Here is a 19,524-nt window from a genome sequence, read left to right as displayed (position 1 = left end):
CAGGACGAGACCGCGCCGCCGCAGAACCAGCAGGCCGGGCAGGGATCGTGCCTTGGTCCGGGACATGCTCAGCCTCCTCGCCGCCTCCCTGCCGCTCCACACTTCCCCCGAAGCCCGCCTGCTGGCCTTGCAAAGCGTGCTGCGCTGCGACGCCGACGGCTCCCTCGTCCTCCCCCACGGTCTGATCCGCGGCATGAATTTGGGCGATGCTGGACCACTGTGGCAGGAACTGCTCGATGCTCGCTGGATTCTCAACGTCGCCCCCACACCGCCTGGAATGCAGGCCAAGCTCAATGATCCCCTCATCGGCCTTCCCGGACGCGGTCCTCGCTCTCAGGCGGCGCACTGGGCTCTGCTGAAGTCGTCCGGCTCTGCCCTGCGGCACACCAATTCCGCGGCCCGGCTCACCATGGTGGCGCTCCAGGCCCATACACAGCCCTCGCTCCAGAAGGGTGCCGCTGACAGCCACACGCTGGCCCGGATGTGCGGCATGGCCCTGCACCGGCTCGTTGTCACCGCTCAGGACCTGCTGGATTCCGGCATACTGCAGAGCTGCTCGCTCGCTGGCGGAGAAGACCTGGCGTGGAACTGGCCCGACACATCCCTCCTGCGGGAAGGCACACGTACCGGACGCAGGAGAACCTTGTCGGAGCCCGGGAAACCGGATCCGCCTTCTGCCGAGTTGGCTGTCCTCGTTTGGCCAGGCCTCTGAGCATGCGGTGCTGACCTGGTCGGGCGTGCCGCGGCAAGGATGCAGACACTGTGGTCCAATCTGGGATCTCTCCCGGCAAGAGGACACTTCAGGTGCGGCGGGATGCGAGACACCAGCGTGCTCGAATCCGTTGTCCGGCTCGCACGCCGACGGCGACAGGCTGCAGGACAGCCGCATAGGGTGCCATGGTGTCTGCCGATGCCAGCACTTCGTGTGCGCCCGCCCTGCCATCTGGCCTGTTCCGGCTCGCGACGCTCACACGCTTCTCCGGCCGGCAGGTTCGCCTCGCCGTCCATGCATCAGCCTGTCCCGTCGTACCTGAGGACGGCAAGACAGTGGAAAGCAGCGGTTTCTGGCGCGTAAGCGAGGTTTCGCGCAGCACTGTCAGTCCGCGTATGGAAGAGGCCCGGCAACGTGGGCTGCCGGTCTTGACATCCTGCGTACGCTGCGGCGGGTGGCCGCCCAGCTAAGCGTCGGCGTGGTGGCGGCCGCTGCCGTGCGGGAGGTAGATGCCGATGCGGTGATGCCTGCGACTGCGGCGGTGGCGTACTTGAGGACGGTCCGGCGTGCTGCCCGGCCGGTTTCCTGTTCGGGGCTGTCCACTGTGCTTCCCGCGGTGAGTCGTGACCATGCGGGCGTCTGTCAGTGTCCTGAGCACCGGGTTAGGGCCGCCGGCAGGCTATGGATAACCGCGAGCCGCCCACTCAACCGCCGCCATCTGAGGCACAGAGGCGAGGAGGGCGTGGTCCTGGCATCGAGCGGACCGCGGAAGCTCGCCGGCGCGAGCGGCCGCAGTACTCCGTGCTCGTCAGATTCCCTCGTGCGGTGGGGCGGCTTCTCTCTGGTTCGCTGTGCTCCAGCCGGTGCGGACAGACGGCTCGCCTCTGGTCGTCTGCGGCTTACCGGCACTGCCCGGCCAGAGGCGCTGCGCCCGTCCGAGGTGGCTCAGGCGGAGTAGACGCGGAACTCCGAGAGCTGGCCGGCGGGCCAGCCGGTGTTGGCGGTGAACAGCAGCCGCAGGTGGCGAGTGCTCGTTTCGGCGGGGAGGGCCAGGGTGACGTTGTTGCCGGTGGCCGGGTTGAAGGTGTGCGGGGAGGCTCCAAGGAGCGTCGTGAACGATGAGCCGTCGGTGCTTCCCTGGACAGCGACGGTCTGGGTACGGGTGGCCCAGGCAGTGATCGGGGGCAGGGCGAGGACCACCCGGCGAACGCCGGTGGCGGCGCCCAGGTCGACCTGGAGCCACTGGGGGAAGGCGTTGTTGGCGCTCTCCCAGTACGAGTGCGGGCTGCCGTCGACGGCGTTGCCCGGGCCGTAGGACTGGGTGACGCTGCTGGCTGATGTCGGCCGGCCGAGTGCAAGGTCGACGCTGGTGGAGCCGTTGGTCGTCGCGGTCGCCTGCGCGGAGGGCGCGGAGACGGCGCCGGTCGCGTCGAGGGCTTGCACGTCGAAGGTGTACGTGGTCGCGGGGGTGAGCCCGGTGACCGCGAAGGACGTGATGTTCGCTGAGACGGTGGCGATCGGGGTGGCGGTCCCGCCGGTGATCCGGCGCACTCGGTAGCCCGTCACGCCGACGTTGTCGCTCGACGCGGTCCAGGCCAGCGCCACACTGGTGTCGGTCACGCCGGTGACCCGGAAGTTGCCCGGGATCGTCGGCGGCACGGTGTCGCCTCCCTGGACCGGCGCGGTGGGCCGGACGGCCGTGAGCGGTGTCAGGCCCTTGAGCATCCGCGCGCCGTCACCGGTCAGCCGCAGGTAGTAGTCGGAGGAGCAGGCGGTGCCGTCCTCGTCGAGCGCGAGGAAGCCCGAGCCGGTGGGGACCCACGCCTGGGACTCGGCGGTCTTCGCGATCTGATGGCCCTCGTTGTACTCGTCGAACATGGAGATGTAGACGCTCGGTACGCCCGCGCGGCCCATGTTGTAGAACTGCCGCCACATGAAATCGCCGTGGGCCCGCTGGCGTTCGGTGACCCCGCCGGGCAGCACGCAGGGCTGGTAGTCGATGCCTCGTGCCGTGCACTCGGCGAGGTCCGGCACGGTCGCCACGTTGTAGAAGTTGTCGGCTTCGCCGGCGCTGCCGATCCGGCCGACGAGCCAGGGGGAGAGCATGTCGAAGGCGTGGTAGACGCCGGTGAAGCCCGGGCGGGAGTCGCGGTCGCCGGTCCGCCACCAGGTCGGCACGCCGCCGATCACGTAGCAGCCCTGGGCCTTGAACCAGTTGACGACATCGAGGCACTGCGGCGGGGTGAAGGGCCGCTGGGGGTCGTTGAAGCCGAAACCCCAGATGCAGACCACCGGTTTGCCGTTCTGGCGGGCGTAGGCGGGGGAGGCGGTGTGGGTCCGCATCTTGGTGGTCCAGTCGGCCTTGATGTCGTTCTGCGTGCTCGTCCAGTCCGACACGTCGTACATGATGTAGAACTTCACGCCCTGTGACTCGGCCGCGCTGCGGACCTTGCCGGCCATAGCGTCGCGGGTGGGTCCCTCGCCGCCGGTGGGGTTGAAGCGCTGCAGGGCGGCGGTGTCGATGCCGTATTCCTTCATCCAACGGAAATGGGTATCGACGGTCGACTGATCGTAGGAGGAGAACAGGGTGGCCGGCTGCCCGTTGCCGAGGTTGCCGAAGGCGGTCCGGTAGGTGGCCGGGTACTCGCGCATGTCGGGCCAGGCGACGATGGCCTTGTTGGTGGTGGAAGGGGTCTGGCTCCAGTTCTGGGACCAGTGCCACCAGCCGTTGATGGGGGCGCCGTCCCCGGCGCAGGCGAACCAGCCCTGGTAGCCCACGGTCACCTTGCCGACGACGTCGCCGGGCGGGCTCGCCGCGGCGGCGGGCTGGGCGAGCACGCTCTGCCCGAGGCCCATGGCGCCGACGGCTCCTGCCGCGGTGGCCGCCTGCAGGACGGTCCGACGCGAGATGCTCATCTCACTGCCTCCGAACGTATGACTTGCCCGGCGACCGACTCGCTCAGGCGAGCCAGCGGGGCGATGCGGAATCGAGCATGTGCCTGGCCGGCGACGCGTGAGCGTCGCCGGTGATCGAACTGCCATGCGGGCCGGCGCCACGCACCTGCGGGATCGGCCCGGTGGTCGCTGACGCGTCCGCCTGAACCCGAGGCGCGCCGTCCAAGGTGCTCTCGCCCGGCCACGCGAACGCGATGACGGCTCGGGTTCCGTCCTACGACCAGGTGGCCCCTGCGGCGGCCGTGTGCGGGCGCGGCGCCGGGCCGGTGGAGGACCCGGCGCCGCGTCGTTGGTGCGGTTTCTTCCTAGAGCTGTGCTGTCAGGCGGAAGCTCTGCGAAGCCGTGCTGTCGCAGGTCCTCTGGATGAGCTGTACCGAGTTGGTGGGGGCGGTGGTGGGCACCGTGAGGCACTTGCCGCTGTGGCGGGCCACGAAGCGGTGGGTTCCGCCCGGCTCGGCGACGGAGCGCCACTGCTGGTTGGTGCCGCCGGCGTAGGACCAGAGCTGGATCGGTGCGTCGTCGGCGGTGGAGATTGCGGTGACGTCGAGGACCTGGTCGGGGTTGTTGCGGTTGGCCAGCCGGAGGTAGCCGTTGTCGGTGGGGACGAGGCGGAACTGCTGGGCGGTGGTGCCGTTGCAGGTGTACTGCTGGATCACGGTGCCGTTGGCTGTGGCGGCGGCGCGGGCGTCGGCGCACAGCCCGTTGGCCTGGGAGGTGAGGGTGTAGAAGGGGTCGGTGGTGGCCGGGGCGGCGCCGAGCCACTTGAGGGCGTCGATGAGCATCCGGTTCTGGGTGGCGGAGGCGAAGGTGGAGGAGGTGCGGGTGTTGGTGGCGTAGTTCATCGCGTTGTGGCCGAAGTTCGCGTACAGCATGCGGTAGTTGCTGTTGGTCCACGCGATGGGGTAGTCGCCGCTGTACCAGGACTGGTTGGGGTCGGTGCCGAGAGGGAAGCTCGACGGGTCGACCGAGGCCAGGACGCGGATGGCGGGGTTGTTGCGCAGGCTGTTGGACCAGCTGTACCACTCGCTGACGGCCGAGGTCCACGTCGTGGGCAGGCCGGCGGTCACCGGGTGGCCGGCGTTCTCGGTGCGCAGGACGGCGGTGGTGGGGCCCCAGGTGTTGGAGCGGAAGTTGCCGCTGCCCAGGAACTGGTTGTAGTACCAGTCCCATGAGGAGGCGTCGGTGGTGAAGGCGGAGACGTGGAAGCCGAGCCAGGCGCCGCCGGACCGCATGTAGCGCTCGAAGCCGGCGCGCTGGGCCGGGGTCTTGGGTGAGTCGTCGAGGAAGAGGACGACGTCGTAGGCGTCGGCGCCTCCGTTGGCGAGGAGGTTCCAGTCGGTGGTGGCCGTGTAGGTGAAGTTGTTCGCCGCTGCCGTGCGCGGGAACCACTCGTTGGCTTCCTTGACGAAGTCGATGTGGGCGGCGTCCCAGGTGCCGCTGGAGAACGCCAGGACGCGGAAGTCCGGAGCCGCCGGCGCGGCCAGGGCTGAGGGGGCTGTGGATCCGAGTAAGAGAGCCATCAGCGCGATCAGGCCGGTAAGGAGTCGTTTCACGGGTAGCTCACCAGGTTCGCGACGTTGGTGGAGGAGTTGGACGGGCCGCCCCGGTCGTTGATCACGTGGCGGATGGTGCCGGTGCCGCCGAGGGAGACGGTGACCATGCTGCGGAAGCGGACGTCGGGCCGGTTGGGGGCCTCGATGGCGCGCTCGGCGGTGACTCCGGGGTTGACGTTGAAGTAGCAGTAGCTGCCCAGTCCGTAGGCCTGGTGGCTGGTGACGGAGTCGGCGACCTTGTAGGCGGCGTAGCCCTGGGTGGAGCCGTTCATCCAGGCGGCCTGGTTGGGCGGGTCGTAGGGCATCTCGTTCTGGTAGAAGTACGTGCGGCCGCGGTTGCCGTTCCAGATGGTCTGGTACTTCTGGTAGTGCTCGACGAACAGGCCGTACATGGTGACGTCGTCGCCGTTGACGATGATTCCGGTGTCGCCGGTGTTCACTGTCCAGCCGACGCCGGCGCCGTGGTCGCCGCGCCAGATCCACATGTGGTCGCCGATGACGTGGTCGCTGTTGACGACGACGCTGGTGGTGGCCTTGCCGACGCCCGCGCCGCCGACGCGGACGTACACGTCGTGCAGTGAGGTCGGGTTGGCCGCGTGGGAGGCGGAGGAGCCCGTGGGGCCGACCTCGAGGAGGACGGGCGAGTTGACGGGGCCGGCGTCGAAGAGGACGCCTGCGATCTTCACGCCGTCGACGTCGGCGACGGTCATCGCCCTGATGCCGTTGTCGGGGATGAAGGTGGCCAGGCCGAGGCCGAGGACGACGGTGTCGGGGCGGGTGACCCTCAGTGTCTGGTCGACGTGGTAGACGCCGGGGGTGACCAGGAGGTTCTTGCCGGCGTCGAGGGCGGTGTTGATCTGGGCGGCGGTGGCTCCTGGCTTGACGATGAAGAAGGTGTCCATGCCGAGCCGGGTCCCGGCGGGGGCGCCGGTGGTCCAGCTCGCGCCGGTGGAGTCGGTGCGGACCGGGGGCACGACCACCTGGTAGGCGCCGGTGGCATCGACGGTGAGGTAGGGCTTCTCGCGGGTGACGGGGGCGCGGTCGATCGTGGTGTGCGGGGGGCTGGGGAAGGTGGTGGCGGGGACGCCCTGGCTGCCGACGAAGACCATGTTCCAGTTGGAGCCGGTCCAGGAGCCGAGCTGGGAGTTGCGGGTGAGCCACTGCTGCTGGGTGCCGGAGCGGACCTGGCCGTCGACGCGGCTGTCGGCGATGTAGCCGCCGCTGGACCATCCGCCGTCGCTGAGCTCCAGGTTGCCGCGGACGTGCATGCGGCGGTAGGCGGACGCCTGGGAGACGGCCCAGCGGTCGGTGCCGCCGGTGGGGGTGACGGAGAGGTTCTCGGCGCCTCGCCAGAAGTTCTGGGTGGCGTTCTGCGGCGGGAACCAGTCGGCCTCGACATGCACGGCGCCGTTGATGTTCACCGCGTCGGGCGAGGAGCCCAGGCCCAGGACCTGCGTGTAGAAGCCGACGTTGACGTCGTTGTTGTAGGTGCCGGGCCGGAACAGGATCGCGTGGCGCTCCTGGCCGAACTGGTTGGTCTCCTGACGCCGGAAGATCGTGTCCAGGCGGCTCTGGATGGTGGCCGAGGGCATCGAGGGGTCGAAGACGGCCACGTTCGGGCCGAGGTCCACGTTGCCCGGAGCGGTGCTCACCGGGGTGACGCTGAAGCGCTGTGCGGCGGTGCCGTTGCAGGTGTACTGCACGAGCTGCACGGAGTCGGCCGTCGAGGCCGCGGGCACGTCGAGGCACTTGCCGCTGTTGCGGTTGACGAGGCGGAAGGTCCCGTCGCCTTCGTCGACGGCCCGCCACTGCTGGTTCAGGCCGCCGCCGTAGGTCCACAGCTGAACGGGGGCGTTGTCGGCGGTGGAGACGTCCGTGACGTCGACGGTCTGCGCGGGGTCGTTGCTGTTGCCGAGGCGGACGTAGCCGTCCGAGGTCGTGGTCACGGTCCACTGCTGGGCGGTGGTGCCGTTGCAGCTGTACTGCTGCACGGCCGTGCCGTTCGCGGTCGCGGCGGCCCGGGCGTCGAGGCACTTGCCGTTGCCGGTGTTGGCCACGGTGACCGTGCCGGTGGGAATCTCGGCGGCGGCCGCACCTGGGGCGAGGGCCATCAGCAGCGAGCTGAACACCGCGCCGGCGGTCAGGGCCGCTGCGGCACGGCCACGCGCGCCGGAGGTTCTGGGTGTCGCCCGCCGCGCGGCGGCGGTGCGAGGGAGCAGAGGCATGAGTCTCCTTCGTCGAAGGCGGCGGTTCAGCCGTTGTAGGCGGCGAGGATCCGGGTGAAGTCCCACGGCTGCTGGGCGACGCCGGAGCAGGTGTCGGCGCCACCGCCGGTGCACGGCCGGTCGCGGTTGACCGACCAGAACGTCAGGCGGGCGATGTGCCGCTGCTGGGCGTAGGCCAGGATGGTGCGGAAGTCGGTCTGGGTGATGGTCTCGCCGACGTCGGTGACGCCGTTCATCGAGGAGATGCCGGTGTGGCGGTAGGCCTGGTCGTCGCTGTAGCCGTAGGCGTTCTTCACCGCGGTCTTCAGGCCCTCGGCGGCGCGGACGGAGAGGGTGCCCATGTTCTGGCCGTTGCCTCCGAAGTTGAACGGCATGATCGTCCAGGCGTCGACGGTGAGCCCGGCCGCGGCGGCGCGGTTGATCAGGCTGGTGTCGGGGCCGTTCTGGCCGGTGCCGAAGGTGACGTAGACCTTCAGGCCGGGGTTGTTCGCCTTGACGGTCCGCAGGGCGTCGACGGTGCGCTGCTGCACGGTGGGGCTGTCGTAGGCGGCGGCCTCGATGTCGATGTCGATGGCCTTGAGCCCGTAGGCGTTGATGACCCGCTGGTAGGCGGATGCCAGCTCGCCGGCGCTGGAGCAGGAGCTCTCCAGCTTGTTTCCGCTCCAGCCGCCGAAGGACGGGATGACGTCGCCGCCGGCCGCGCGGACGGTGTTGATCGTCTGCTGGTCGACCCCGCCGATCAGGGGACGGCTGCCGTCCCACTGGGGGTTGCAGTAGCCGTTGCTGAGGACGAAAGCGAGGGTGAACCACTTCACGCCGGTGGCGTTCATGACCGTGGTCGGGCTCGGCGGGCTGCCCCAGCCGTTGTACAGGTACGGGGCGACCGCCATGTTCCCCACCGGTACCGGGTCGGTGCCGCTGGACGGGGCGGTCCACTTCTGGTTCGCCGCGCCGGTGCAGCTCCAGATCTGCAGGGCTGTGCCGTTGGCGGAGCTGTTGCCGGTGGCGTCCAGGCACTTGTCGGCCTGCGGGTTGACGATGTCGCGGGAGGCGTTGACGGACCATTGCTGGGCGGCGGTGCCGTTGCAGTCCCACAGCTGGACCCGGGTGCCGTCGGCGGTGCCGCCCGAGGCCACGTCGAGGCACTTGCCCAGGGCTTTTATCGTTCCGTCGGCATTGACGTCCCAGCTCTGGGCGGCGGTGGCGTTGCAGTCGTACAGCTGCACGGTCGTGCCGTTGGCGGGGTTGGCGCCGGCGACGTCGACGCACTTGCCGCCGAGGCCGGTGATCCGGCCGACGGCAGCCTCCGCGGTCGGACCGGAGACGAGGGTGAGACTGGTGGCGGCGAGGGAGAGAGCGGCCAGGGTCAGCGGCACGCGACTGGTCGTGCGATGGGAGTGCATGGGGGGTCCTCTCGACTAGCGGACGGGCTCGTCGGTGGCACGTGGAGAGCGGAAAACACGCAGGATGCGGCGCCACAGCGGAAGGCCGGCCCTCATGAGGCCGGTGCTCCCGAGGCTGCTGCGCCGAAATGGACGAGTGACGCCTCGTGTTCTGAGCCGGGAACCTAAAGGTCTGAACCAGACACGTCAAGACGTCGCAACTTCATGTCTTGAATACGCAACTCCGCGACAGGGGCCAGTGTTTGGGGATCCGCCGATTCCGGCGTGAAGTCTTGACGGCACCTTCGACGGGCGGTTGACTCGCGGCCAGCCTCCCGGAACCGGTTCCGGGAAGACACCTTTCGAGGAAGGTTCACCGGTGCCTGTCACGATCTCCGACGTCGCACGCGCCGCGGGCGTCAGCAAGAGCACGGTCTCCCGCGTCCTCAACACGCGGGGGGAGGTCGACGCCGTCACCGCACTGCGCGTTCGAGAAGTGATCGCAGGGCTCGGGTACGTTCCACGCTCAGGCGCTGTTCATCTCGCGCGGGGCACCAGCCACGCACTCGGGATGCTCATCCCGTCCCTGACATGGCCGTGGATGGGCGAGGTTCTCCAGGGCGTCGCCGACGAGGCCGAGGCCGCCGGATACGGTCTGCTGCTGTTCACCTCGTCCGGCGGGCCGAGCTCGATGGCCCACTTCGCGACCCAGGTCTCGGCGAGAGCGTTCGACGGGCTGCTGGTGATCGTGCCGGAAGGCGGCCTCGGGCCCGTCGTCGAGATGCAGCAGCGGGGCATGCCCGTCGTGCTCATCGACGACCACGGCCATCACCGGCCCGCACTCCCGTCGGTCGCCACCACCAACCGCGCCGGCGGGGTGTCCGCCGCCGCGCGGCTGCACGCGTCCGGCCGTCGTCGTCCGCTGGTCATCACGGGCCCCGCCCGCTTCGGCTGCGTCCGCGACCGGCTGGAGGGCTTCGCCGAGGTTCTCCCGCCCGCGCTGGTCCGCGAGGGCGAGTTCACCTGGGAGACGGGGCGAACAGCCGTCGAGCACGCCCTGCGGCAGGGGCATGAGTTCGACGCGGTGTTCGCGCACAACGACCTCATCGCGGCCGGAGCCATCAGCGCGCTGCACGCTGCGGGACGCACCGTGCCCGGCGACGTGGCCGTCGTCGGCTTCGACGATCTGCCCATGGCCCGGCACACCGAACCGCCCCTGACGACCGTCCGGCAGCCGATGCGGGCCATGGGGTCGACGGCCGCGGGGCTGCTCCTCGCCCGGCTTGGCGGCGCGGCTTTGACGGACGGACCGCAGATCATCCCCACCGAACTCGTCGTACGCGAATCGGCCTGAGCCGGGCAGGCGCATCCGGCAGGCATCATTCGCGAACGGGACGGCAGCCGGGCATGACCGAGAGCCTGGCCCCTTCCCGCGTCCGCCCCGGGGCGGGAAGGGCCGGCGGGTGGGGTGCTTGCGGTCTACGAAGGGCCCAGAAGGTTGCTGCGCACGTTGAGGAGGTGTGCGCGCATGTTCTGGCGGGAGGCGTCGGGGTCCCGGTCGTTGAGCGCTTCGAGGATCTCGCGGTGGGCCTGCTCATAGACGGCGCGGCGTTCGGGGCTGGCGGAGCGGCGTTTGATGTTGCCCCACACCGGAAGCTTGCGGGCGGCGTTCATGGTGTCGAACATCTCCAGCAGCAGGCCGTTGTGAGCCGCCTGGGCGATGGCGCGGTGGAAGACGGAGTCCCAGGATTCGAACTCCTCGTGCGTGCCGGCGGCGCAGCCGCGGGTGAGCCCGTGCTGGATCGCGGCGAGATCGGCGGGCCGGGCCTGTTGCGCGGCGAGGTAGGCGATCTCGGGCTCGACCAGCAGCCGCACAGTCATGATCTCGGCGGGGCTCGTCTCCAGAGGCCCCCGCCCCCCGCGGTCCGCCGGTGCGGCGATGAAGGTGCCGCGGCCGACGTGACGGGTGATGACGCCCTCGCGTTCGAGGACGCCGAGCGCCTGCCGCACAGCAGCGCGCGAAGTGCCCAGATCAGCGGCGAGAGCACGCTCGGTGGGCAGTTTGCTTCCGGCCGCGAACGCTCCCGCGTCCAGGCCGTCCTGGATCAGGGCACGCACCTGCCCGATCGCGTCCGCCGCTCGCCGTACGCCTGCGTCCTCCGTCACGTCGCCTCCTCCATCACAACCAATCCGAACCAATCGTAGAGCATCGCGCCTGGTTGGACGCGGAACGGGTAGAGGTCTACGCTAACCAATGAGTACCAATGCGAACCGAGTGCGACCAATTTGAGTATTGGTTGCGCGAGGTTTTCTCTACGAGGCGAGGTGGACGATGAAACTGGTGACTTTCACCGACGCGGACACCCGGCGGACGACTGTGGGGCGGGTCATCGCCGGGAGCGTGTACGACCTGAGCGGTGTGGTCGGCGAGCGCACGCTTCGCGAGGTCGTCGCGGCCTGGGACGAACTGCGTCCGGCCATCGCCGCCGTGAAAGAACTGCCCATGGTGCACGCTCCCCTCCTGCAGGCGCCGATCCCGTTGCCCGGGAATCTCTACGCGGTGGGCAAGAACTACCGGGACCATGTCCAGGAGTTCGGCCGTTCGGGCTACGACCATCCGGACCTGTCGACGGACCTTCCCCGGGTGCCGGTGGTCTTCTCCAAGGTGCCCTCGTCGGTGACCGGGCCCTACGACGCCATCGACCCTCACCCGGACGTGACCTCCGAGCTGGACTACGAGGCCGAGCTCGCCGTCATCATCGGCCGCGGCGGACGGGGCATCACCCGCGAGGCGGCGATGGACCATGTGTGGGGATACACGATCATCAACGACGTCACGGCACGTGACCAGCAGCGCGACCACCAGCAGTGGCTGATCGGCAAGTCGCTGGACACCTTCGCCCCCATGGGCCTCTGGGCCGTCACCGCGGACGCCATCGGCGACCCGGCCCATCTGGTGGTGAGCTCCACGGTCAACGGGGAGCTGCGCCAGCAGGCTCCGGTCGCGGACATGATCTTCGACATCCCCGAGCTGATCAGGACCATCTCGGCCGGGATCACCCTGCACAGCGGCGACATCATCGCCACCGGCACCCCGGCCGGCGTCGGCATCGGCTTCGACCCGCCCCGCTTCCTGCAGCCGGGCGACGTCGTCGAATGCTCCATCACCCGCCTGGGCGTGCTCCGCAACACCGTGCTCGCGCCCGCCTAGACCGCGCCACGACCGCCGGGCGCACGCCATCTTGTTGCCCTTTCCCTCCTTTCTGAGAGCTTTCCTGTGCCTGCCTCCCGCGTCCCCTCGACCTCACGGCCCGCGCAGCCGGGCGGGCCGCCGCCGGCCCGGCGGTGGATGTGGCTGGCGTCATGGCCGGTCATCGCCGCCATGGCGCTGTCCAACGAACCGGCCCCCCTGTATGTGCTGTGGCAGGCGCAGATCGGGTTCAACTCCGCTGCCGTGACGCTCATCTACGCCGGGTACATCGCCGGCCTGCTGGTGGCACTGGTCTTCGCGGGCTCGCTGGCCGACCGGTACGGCAGGCGTCCGGTGCTGCTGCCGGGCCTGGTACTGGGGCTGGTGGCCGCGGCGCTGTTCATCACCGCCCATTCTGTGGTGGTTCTGTGCCTGGGCCGTCTGCTGAGCGGTCTCTCGGTCGGAGCGGTCCTCGCGGCCGGCATGGCCGCGGTCGGTGATCTGGCGCCGGAGGGTGAGAAGAAGCTGGGCGGTCTCGTGGCGTCGATGTCGATGGCCGGCGGCGCTGCTCTGGGGCCCCTGCTGACGGGCGTCCTCGCCGAGACGCTGCCGTGGCCGACGGTCACGGTGTTCGTGGTGCAGCTGGCCCTGCTGGTGACCGCGGCGGTGCTTGTGTGCCGCATGCCGCTGCGGAACACGGCGGTGGCGAAGGGCGGGGGCGGGCGGTGGCTGCGGCTGCCGTCCGCTCCGCCCGGCGCGGCGCGGCGTGCTCTGCTGGTGGGGCTGGCCGTGTTCGCTCCGGCCATCACCGCCACCGGGTTCGTGCTGAGTCTGGGCCCGTCCCTGCTGGCCCGGCTCCTGGGAGCGGACAACCGGCTGCTGTCGGGCGGGCTGATCTTTCTGCTGTTCGCCGCCGCGACCGGGATTCAGCTCGCGGTGCGGTCTGTGCACGTGCCCGCCCTGTACCGGCTGGGCGCGGCGGTGACGGTGGCCGGGATGGCGGCGCTGGCGGGAGCGGTGGTGCTCGGGTCTGTACCACTTCTTGTCTGCGCGGCGGTGCTGGCCGGCAGCGGGCAGGGGGCTTCACAGCTGGCCGGGCTGTCCTCGCTGGCCTCCCTGGTGCCCCGGGCCCGGGCGGCGGAGGCGAACGCGGCGCTGACCGCGGGCGGCTACCTCGTGGCCGGGATCCTGCCGGTGATCGCCGGATACCTGAGCGACGCGGTGGGTCTGACCACCGGAACCGTGGCGTTCGGTGCCGCCGTCGCGCTCCTGGCGCTGCTCGGCGCCCTGGCCGCGGCGGCCTCCAGCGACACCGAAGGCCATCGCTCCGCGAGCCGCCGGGTCCCTGCGGGTCGTGAGAATCAGTCCTCCTCTCCCGTGTCGGCGGCCGCCGGCGGCGGGCCGCGGAAGGACGATGCGTGAGCGGTCCTTCCCGGCGCGGCTTTCTCACGATGGCGGGCACCGCGCTCTGCGCGACCGGCGCTGCTGCAGCCGCGCTCGCCCTGCCCGGCCGCAGCCCCACCCCAACCCCTCCACCCCTCCTGCACAACGGAGATCTGATGCGTCCCCTTTCCAGCGGCAAGCTGCACACGACGTTCGAGTTCGGTGACCTCACGGTGACCTCCCTGCGCGACGGGTACGTCGACATGCCCACGACGCGCCTGCGGGACGAAAGCGGAGACCCGCTCGCCGCGGTACCGCCGGCGGTCCCGCTCTTCGACGGCCGTCTGAGGCTGTCGGTCAACGCCTTCCTGATCACCGGCCCGACCGCCGCCCTGCTGATCGACACGGGTGCCTCCAACGCCTGGCATCCCACGATGGGGTCTCTCCTCGACGCCCTCGCCGAGGCCGGGATCGACCGCCAGAGCATCACTGACGTGGCCATCACGCACAACCACGAGGACCACGTCAACGGCCTCATCGCACCGGACGGCACCGAGTCCTTCCCTGCCCTCGAGCGCGTGTGGATCGGCGCCGGCGACACCTCGGTCTTCACCGGCCGGCTTGCACCCGTCCGCGACCGTGTCGTCCCCATCACCGGCAAAGCCGTCGTCAACGACCACGTGACGGCTCTGCCGACCCCCGGCCACACCGACGGCCACACCGTCTACGAGGCGGCCGGCACCGCGGGCCGTCTGCTGGTCTGGGGCGACACCGTCCACGTCCCCTCCCTCCAGTTCGACCAGCCCGGCATCTCCTGGGAACTCGACGGGGACCAGCCACAGGCCCGTGCCGCCCGCCGTGCCCTGCTGGAGAAGCTGGCCGAACCGGGCCACTACGTCGCCGGAGCCCACCTCGACTCCCCCGGCGTGGGCCGCGTGTCGCGCCACACCGACGGCAACGGCTTCACCCTCGACTACCTGGCCCCCTCCATCGCCTGACGCCCCTGGCTCCAGCAGGCACCGTGGCAGCCGAACGGCCCAGGGTGCACCGCTCACCGCCGTGCCCTGTCGGTCATAGGTCCCCGCCTCCGAAAGGACCCCTGATGCATCCCCCGCGTACACGAGCGTTCGTCCAGGTCGACGTGTTCTCGGCCAGCCCCTTCCTGGGCAACCCCGTCGCCGTCGTGCTGGACGGCACCGGCCTGTCCAAACAGCAGATGCAGCGCGTTGCGAGCTGGACGAACCTGTCGGAGACCACCTTCGTCCTGCCCGCCACCATCCCGGAGGCGGACTACCGGCTGCGGATCTTCACCCCCGGCGGGGAACTGCCGTTCGCCGGGCACCCCACCCTCGGCTCCGCCTGGGCCTGGCTCGACGCCGGCAACACACCGCGCCAGGCCGACCGCATCATCCAGGAGTGCGCGGCCGGCCTGGTCACCGTGCGCCAGGAAGCAGACGAGCTGTCCTTCGCCGCGCCGCCCCGCATACGCGAAGGCGACCTCGATAAAGGCGAACTGGACCGGATCGTCGCCGCGTTCGGCATCACCCCTGAGCGGGTCGTGGCACACCAGTGGGTGGACAACGGGCCCGGCTGGGCCGTTGTCCAGCTGGCCACCGCCGAGGAAGTCCTCGCCCTCGAACCGGACCTGTCTCTCATCCCGGAGGCGATGGTCGGGGCCATCGGAGCCTGGCCGGAGGGAAGCACGCACCGCTTCGAGATGCGGACCTTCGCCCCCGGCGCGGGAGTTGCGGAGGATCCCGCGTGCGGGAGCATGAACGCCGCCGTCGGCCAGTGGCTCATCTCCACCGGCGCCGCGCCCTCCTCCTACCGCGTCTCCCAGGGCACGAAGGTGGAGCGGGCCGCGAGCATCCACGTCGCCGCCGACACGGACGGAACCGTCTGGGTCAGCGGCACCACCACCATGTGTATCCGCGGCTCCATCTCCCTGTGACCCCACGAGACACAGGCCGACGACCGGCGAAGGTCAGGCGGTGTCGAGAGTCTTCATGATCACGAAACTGTTGACTGTCGCGACCCCGGGCAAGGCGGCCAGCTGGTTGGCGTGGAACTCCTCGTACGCGGGCAGGTCGGCCACCTCGACCAGGATCAGATAGTCGAAATTCCCGGTGATGTGGTGGCAGGCGACCACCCCCGACAGCGCCATGACGCCCTCCTCGAAGGCAACCACCTCCGCGCGGGTGTGCCGTATCAGCCGGACTCCGGCGAACACCCGCAGGCCGCGGTTGACCGCGGCCGGGTCGATGACCGCCCGATAGCCGCGGATGACGCCGGACTCCTCCAGATTGCGCACCCTCCGCAGACACGGCGAGGCGGACAACCCCACCTTGGCCGCGAGCTCGTTGTTACTGATCCGCCCGTCACGTTCCAGCACCGCCAGAATCGCCCGATCAACATCATCCATGAGCAGCAGAATATTGCGCCGAAGGCATTGCCTGCACAAACAGGAACTACTGGCAGGCGCAAATAATTGCCAAGATTGCGCACGAACGGACCCACTCGTCAATACCGGTGATCACACTAGGGGGAGACATAACGTCATATTTCGGAAGGGGTAGTCATGCCGGGGAAGAGCACCATCACTGTGCACGCTGATCGGTCCATCCACCCTGACCGGGCCGTAGTGCCGCCGATCTACCAGACGGCCGCGTTCTCGGCCCACGACGCGGAGAGCTTCGCCTTCGGCGCCACCGAGGCCCGGGGCAAGGACTTCTACACCCGCTTCGGCAACCCAAACCACGCCCAGGTCTCCGCCGTCGTCGCCGAACTCGAAGGCACCGAGGCGGCCATGGTCACCGCTTCAGGCATGGCCGCGATCACCACCGCCGCCCTCGCCCTGGTCAAGGCCGGCGACCACGTCATCGGCCAGAAGTCCACCTACGGCGGCACCGCCTCGGTCCTGAAGAACCTGCTGCCGCGCCTGGGCGTGTCGACGACCCTGGTCGACCAGACCGACCCCGAGGCATTCGCCAGCGCCCTCACGCCGCAGACCCGGCTGATCCTGGTGGAGACACCCAGCAACCCCCTGCTGCAGATCACCGACCTCCGCGCCGTCTCGGACCTGGCCCGCGCCCACGACGTGATCACCCTGGCCGACAACACCTTCGCCACCCCGCTCAACCAGCGCCCCGCCGAGTTCGGCATCGACGTGGTCTGGCACAGCGCGACGAAGTACCTCAACGGCCACACCGACGTCTCCGCCGGCGTCCTCGCCGGCCCCGCCGCCATCCTCGACCAGATCTGGGACACCGGCCTGCTCACCGGCGCCACCCTCGGCCCCATCGACGCCTGGCTCCTGCTGCGCGGCATGCGCACCCTCCCGCTGCGCGTACCCCGGCACAACGACAACGGCCAGGCCCTCGCCGAAGCACTGGAAACCCACCCGGCCGTCAGCCGCGTGCACTACCCGGGGCTGGCCGGCCACCCGCAGCACAAGCTCGCCGCCCATCAGATGAGCGGCTTCGGCGGCGTACTCGGCATCGAGTTCACCGGCGGCTACGACATGGCCAACGCCTTCCTCGGACACCTCAACTACGCCCGGCGCTCCGCCAGCCTGGGCGGCGTGGAATCCCTCGCCGTCCACCCCGCGTCCATGTGGCGCGGCATGCTCAGCGAGGAGCAGATCGCCGAGTCCGTCCCCCTGGGTCTGGTCCGGCTCGCCGCCGGCACCGAGGACACCGACGACCTCGTTGCCGACGCCCTCGCCGCCGCCGACACCGCCCTCACCGAAGCCGCCATCGCCTGACCGGCACACCAGCCTCTTTGAACCCGCGCCGCGCGTCAGCGGCGTGCACGCGAACAACCCGAATCAGGAGCCCCTCTCATGAAAACTCTGCTCTCCGGCGGAACCGTGGTCAGCATGGACCCGGCCATCGGCGATCTCACCCGGGGCGACGTCCTCGTCGAAGACGGCAAGATCACTAAGGTCGCCGAGCGGATCGACGCGCCGGACGCCGAGGTGATCGACGCGTCCGACCGGATCGTCATGCCCGGCTTCGTCGACAACCACCGCCACAACTGGCAGACCGCGTTCCGCGGCATCGGCGCCGACTGGACCTTCGGCCAGTGGGCCAACGCCATGCACAACACCGTCAAGCCCCACTACACCCCCGAAGACGTCTACGCCGCCACCCTCCTCGGCCGCCTGGAGGCCCTGCACTCCGGCATCACCACCATGCTCGACTGGTACCACGTCGCCCAGGGCCCCGAACACGAGGACGCCGCCGTCCAGGCCCTCCAGGAAGCGCCCGCGCGGTCCGTGTTCTGCCTCGGCGCCGGCTGGGCCAGCCCCGTCTCCGTCGAAGCCGACATCCGCCGCGTCCGCTCCCACCTCGACGACGACGGCCTGGTCACCATGGCCTGGGGCCTGCGCGGCGCCGACGACACCGGCATGGAAACCCTCGCCCGCGAGGTGCAGGTGGCCGACGAGCTCGGCCTGCGCACCAGCCTCCACACCGGCGGCGACCACCGCCCGGTCGCCGCCATGCACGACGCCGGCCTCCTGCGTGACACCACCACCTTCGTCCACGGCAACGGCATCGGCGACGACGAACTGCGCATGCTCGCCGACGCCGGCAGCTACCTCTCCGTCAGCCCCGACGTCGAACTCAAGATGGGGTTCGGCGCCCCCCTCACCGGCCGCGCCCTCGCCGCCGGCCTGCGCCCCACCCTGTCCATCGACGTCGTCCCCTCCGTCGGCGGCGACATGTTCTCCACCATGCGCACCGCCTTCTCCGCCCAGCGCGGACTCGACGGCGGCCTGCGCGCCCGCGACCTGGTTCACTTCGCCACCATCGACGCCGCCCGCTCCTGCGGCCTCGACAACCGCACCGGCAGCATCACCCCCGGCAAGGACGCCGACATCATCCTGCTGCGCACCGACGACGTGACCGTCTTCCCCGTCACCGACCCCGTCGGAACGATCGTGACCGCCGGCCACCCCGGCATCGTCGACACCGTCCTCGTCGCCGGCCGCATCGTCAAGCGCAACGGCGCGCTGGTCGACGTCGACCTGACGCCGCTGATGAACCGACTCCTCGAATCCCGTGACCGGGTCGCAGCCGCCGCAGACGTGCCGCTCGACGGCACTTGGAACCCCAAGCCGTAACGGGTATCGACGCACCCACCCGCTGCACGGAGGGGGCTGCCCCGGGCCGCCCCTTCCGTGTATGCCCGCCCCCCGGTGTCGCGCAGGATCCGAAGGTCCTACTAAAGACCGTGTCCTATGTGGTGAGGCGGACCAGACGCTTGTAGCAGCAGATGGCTGCGGCGAGACCGAGGAAGGCCAGGTAGTTGCGGGGATGGCGCTCATAGCGGTGGTTGAGCCGGCGGTAGCCCGTGAGCCAGGACATCGTGCGTTCGATGACCCATCTGCGGCGCCCGAGTCGTTCGCTGGACTCGATGCCCTTGCGGGCGATGCGGACGCCGATGTGTTTCCCTCGGAGCCATTTCCGCAGTTCAGGTATGTCGTAGGCCTTGTCGGCGTGCAGGCGCTCGGGCTTGAAGTGACGGCCGCGGTGGGGGTCGTGTCTCGTTTGGTGACCGAGCACCATGGGCTTCAGGGCCTGGCTGTCGTGGGTGTTGGCCGCGGTGACACCGACGACGAGGGGCAGTCCGTTCGCGTCCGACAGGACGTGCATCTTGGAACCCGGCTTGCCCCTATCCACAGGGCTCGGGCCGGTGAGTTCGCCCCCTTTTTCGCCCGCACGTGGGCGGAGTCGAGGACGGCGCGAGACAGGTCGAGCAGGCCGGCGTCGTCGAGGCGGTGCAGGATCTCCTCGTGCAACCGGCCCCACACCCCAGCACGCGACCAGATCAGAAACCGGCGATGAGCAGTGGACTTCGATATCCCGAAGCAGGGTGGCAAGGCCCGCCAGGCGCAGCCGCTGACCAGGACGTAGATGATCGCGGCGAACAGCGTCTCATCAGGCGTGTCCTGCGTTCCGCCACCCTGCGGCCGCACCTTCGACGGCCGGATCAGCGGCTTCGCAATCTCCCACAGTCCATCGGGAACAATCCAGCTCCACGTACCCCGCCCCATGAGCAGCCCAACGACCGCCTCACCACATAGGACACGGTCTTAGCAGACTTCGATGAGCAGGGTCCC

15 protein-coding genes are annotated in these 19,524 nt (G+C 69.9%); 8 read left to right on the top strand and 7 right to left on the bottom strand.

Annotated elements, in window-relative coordinates:
- Positions 1-64 precede the first annotated feature (64 nt).
- Positions 65-712 carry a hypothetical protein gene (locus ACIGHB_RS31260; RefSeq protein ID WP_399917784.1) on the top strand — a complete coding sequence of 216 codons (648 nt, stop codon included), beginning with the start codon at positions 65-67 and terminating at the stop codon, positions 710-712.
- Positions 713-1,657: 945 nt separating this feature from the next.
- Here ACIGHB_RS31260 and ACIGHB_RS31255 read toward each other — a convergent pair.
- From ACIGHB_RS31255 to ACIGHB_RS31240, 4 genes are all read right to left on the bottom strand, one after another.
- On the bottom strand, positions 1,658-3,628 hold the full coding sequence (locus ACIGHB_RS31255; protein ID WP_399917782.1) for a discoidin domain-containing protein: 1,971 nt from the start codon (positions 3,626-3,628) through the stop codon (positions 1,658-1,660).
- Between the two features lie 344 nt (positions 3,629-3,972).
- Positions 3,973-5,187: a ThuA domain-containing protein gene (locus ACIGHB_RS31250; protein WP_399917875.1), complete on the bottom strand. Its 1,215-nt coding sequence runs from the start codon at positions 5,185-5,187 to the stop codon at positions 3,973-3,975.
- A 29-nt stretch (positions 5,188-5,216) separates the two neighbouring features.
- Positions 5,217-7,445 (bottom strand): RICIN domain-containing protein, encoded by a 2,229-nt coding sequence (locus tag ACIGHB_RS31245; protein ID WP_399917780.1) that lies wholly within the window; start codon positions 7,443-7,445, stop codon positions 5,217-5,219.
- 26 nt (positions 7,446-7,471) lie between these two features.
- Positions 7,472-8,848 (bottom strand): ricin-type beta-trefoil lectin domain protein, encoded by a 1,377-nt coding sequence (locus ACIGHB_RS31240; protein ID WP_399917778.1) that lies wholly within the window; start codon positions 8,846-8,848, stop codon positions 7,472-7,474.
- Positions 8,849-9,206: 358 nt separating this feature from the next.
- Between ACIGHB_RS31240 and ACIGHB_RS31235 the strand changes: the two genes are divergently transcribed.
- Positions 9,207-10,181 (top strand): LacI family DNA-binding transcriptional regulator, encoded by a 975-nt coding sequence (locus ACIGHB_RS31235; RefSeq protein ID WP_399917776.1) that lies wholly within the window; start codon positions 9,207-9,209, stop codon positions 10,179-10,181.
- Between the two features lie 125 nt (positions 10,182-10,306).
- Here ACIGHB_RS31235 and ACIGHB_RS31230 read toward each other — a convergent pair whose 3' ends face one another.
- Positions 10,307-10,993, bottom strand: coding sequence for a FadR/GntR family transcriptional regulator (locus ACIGHB_RS31230; protein ID WP_399917774.1), 687 nt, complete (start codon positions 10,991-10,993; stop codon positions 10,307-10,309).
- 175 nt (positions 10,994-11,168) lie between these two features.
- On the opposite strand from ACIGHB_RS31230, the gene ACIGHB_RS31225 reads away from it, so the two are divergent.
- From ACIGHB_RS31225 to ACIGHB_RS31210, 4 genes are all read left to right on the top strand, one after another.
- The gene (locus ACIGHB_RS31225) at positions 11,169-12,038 is read left to right on the top strand and encodes a fumarylacetoacetate hydrolase family protein (protein WP_399917772.1); all 870 of its coding nucleotides are present in this window, start codon (positions 11,169-11,171) and stop codon (positions 12,036-12,038) included.
- Between the two features lie 171 nt (positions 12,039-12,209).
- Entirely contained in the window at positions 12,210-13,439 is a 1,230-nt protein-coding gene (locus ACIGHB_RS31220; RefSeq protein WP_399917770.1) for an MFS transporter, read from the top strand.
- 137 nt (positions 13,440-13,576) lie between these two features.
- A complete protein-coding gene (locus tag ACIGHB_RS31215) occupies positions 13,577-14,398 on the top strand; it encodes an MBL fold metallo-hydrolase (RefSeq protein ID WP_399917768.1) in 822 nt (273 codons plus the stop codon).
- Positions 14,399-14,502: 104 nt separating this feature from the next.
- Complete coding sequence (locus ACIGHB_RS31210) at positions 14,503-15,351, top strand: PhzF family phenazine biosynthesis protein (RefSeq protein WP_399917766.1); 849 nt, start codon at positions 14,503-14,505, stop codon at positions 15,349-15,351.
- Positions 15,352-15,384: 33 nt separating this feature from the next.
- Here the strand turns inward: ACIGHB_RS31210 and ACIGHB_RS31205 are convergent, their stop codons facing one another.
- Positions 15,385-15,822 carry an Lrp/AsnC family transcriptional regulator gene (locus tag ACIGHB_RS31205; protein WP_399917764.1) on the bottom strand — a complete coding sequence of 146 codons (438 nt, stop codon included), beginning with the start codon at positions 15,820-15,822 and terminating at the stop codon, positions 15,385-15,387.
- Between the two features lie 156 nt (positions 15,823-15,978).
- Between ACIGHB_RS31205 and ACIGHB_RS31200 the strand changes: the two genes are divergently transcribed.
- Both ACIGHB_RS31200 and ACIGHB_RS31195 read left to right on the top strand, forming a co-directional pair.
- Positions 15,979-17,163, top strand: a complete 1,185-nt coding sequence (locus tag ACIGHB_RS31200; RefSeq protein WP_399917762.1) for a trans-sulfuration enzyme family protein — start codon at positions 15,979-15,981, stop codon at positions 17,161-17,163.
- A 78-nt stretch (positions 17,164-17,241) separates the two neighbouring features.
- On the top strand, positions 17,242-18,525 hold the full coding sequence (locus ACIGHB_RS31195; RefSeq protein ID WP_399917760.1) for an amidohydrolase family protein: 1,284 nt from the start codon (positions 17,242-17,244) through the stop codon (positions 18,523-18,525).
- Positions 18,526-18,640: 115 nt separating this feature from the next.
- On the opposite strand, the gene ACIGHB_RS31190 is transcribed toward ACIGHB_RS31195, so the two are convergent.
- A protein-coding gene (locus tag ACIGHB_RS31190; RefSeq protein ID WP_399917759.1) for an IS5 family transposase occupies positions 18,641-19,458 on the bottom strand; the annotation gives its coding sequence in 2 pieces (ribosomal slippage) (positions 18,641-19,116 and positions 19,116-19,458; 819 coding nt in all).
- Positions 19,459-19,524: the final 66 nt, after the last annotated feature.

Source organism: Streptomyces sp. NPDC085460 (assembly GCF_044541975.1).
In the GTDB taxonomy this organism is placed as follows: domain Bacteria; phylum Actinomycetota; class Actinomycetes; order Streptomycetales; family Streptomycetaceae; genus Streptomyces.
The sequence above is the reverse complement of the archived record's forward strand: the minus strand, read 5'-3'. Positions and strand labels throughout refer to the sequence as shown.

Coding starts and splice junctions, on each gene's coding strand:
- ACIGHB_RS31260 (WP_399917784.1), top strand. CDS start 65: ATGCTCAGCCTCCTCGCCGCCTCCCTGCCGCTCCACACTTCCCCCGAA.
- ACIGHB_RS31255 (WP_399917782.1), bottom strand. CDS start 3,628: ATGAGCATCTCGCGTCGGACCGTCCTGCAGGCGGCCACCGCGGCAGGA.
- ACIGHB_RS31250 (WP_399917875.1), bottom strand. CDS start 5,187: ATGGCTCTCTTACTCGGATCCACAGCCCCCTCAGCCCTGGCCGCGCCG.
- ACIGHB_RS31245 (WP_399917780.1), bottom strand. CDS start 7,445: ATGCCTCTGCTCCCTCGCACCGCCGCCGCGCGGCGGGCGACACCCAGA.
- ACIGHB_RS31240 (WP_399917778.1), bottom strand. CDS start 8,848: ATGCACTCCCATCGCACGACCAGTCGCGTGCCGCTGACCCTGGCCGCT.
- ACIGHB_RS31220 (WP_399917770.1), top strand. CDS start 12,210: ATGGCGCTGTCCAACGAACCGGCCCCCCTGTATGTGCTGTGGCAGGCG.
- ACIGHB_RS31215 (WP_399917768.1), top strand. CDS start 13,577: ATGCGTCCCCTTTCCAGCGGCAAGCTGCACACGACGTTCGAGTTCGGT.
- ACIGHB_RS31210 (WP_399917766.1), top strand. CDS start 14,503: ATGCATCCCCCGCGTACACGAGCGTTCGTCCAGGTCGACGTGTTCTCG.
- ACIGHB_RS31205 (WP_399917764.1), bottom strand. CDS start 15,822: ATGGATGATGTTGATCGGGCGATTCTGGCGGTGCTGGAACGTGACGGG.
- ACIGHB_RS31200 (WP_399917762.1), top strand. CDS start 15,979: ATGCCGGGGAAGAGCACCATCACTGTGCACGCTGATCGGTCCATCCAC.
- ACIGHB_RS31195 (WP_399917760.1), top strand. CDS start 17,242: ATGAAAACTCTGCTCTCCGGCGGAACCGTGGTCAGCATGGACCCGGCC.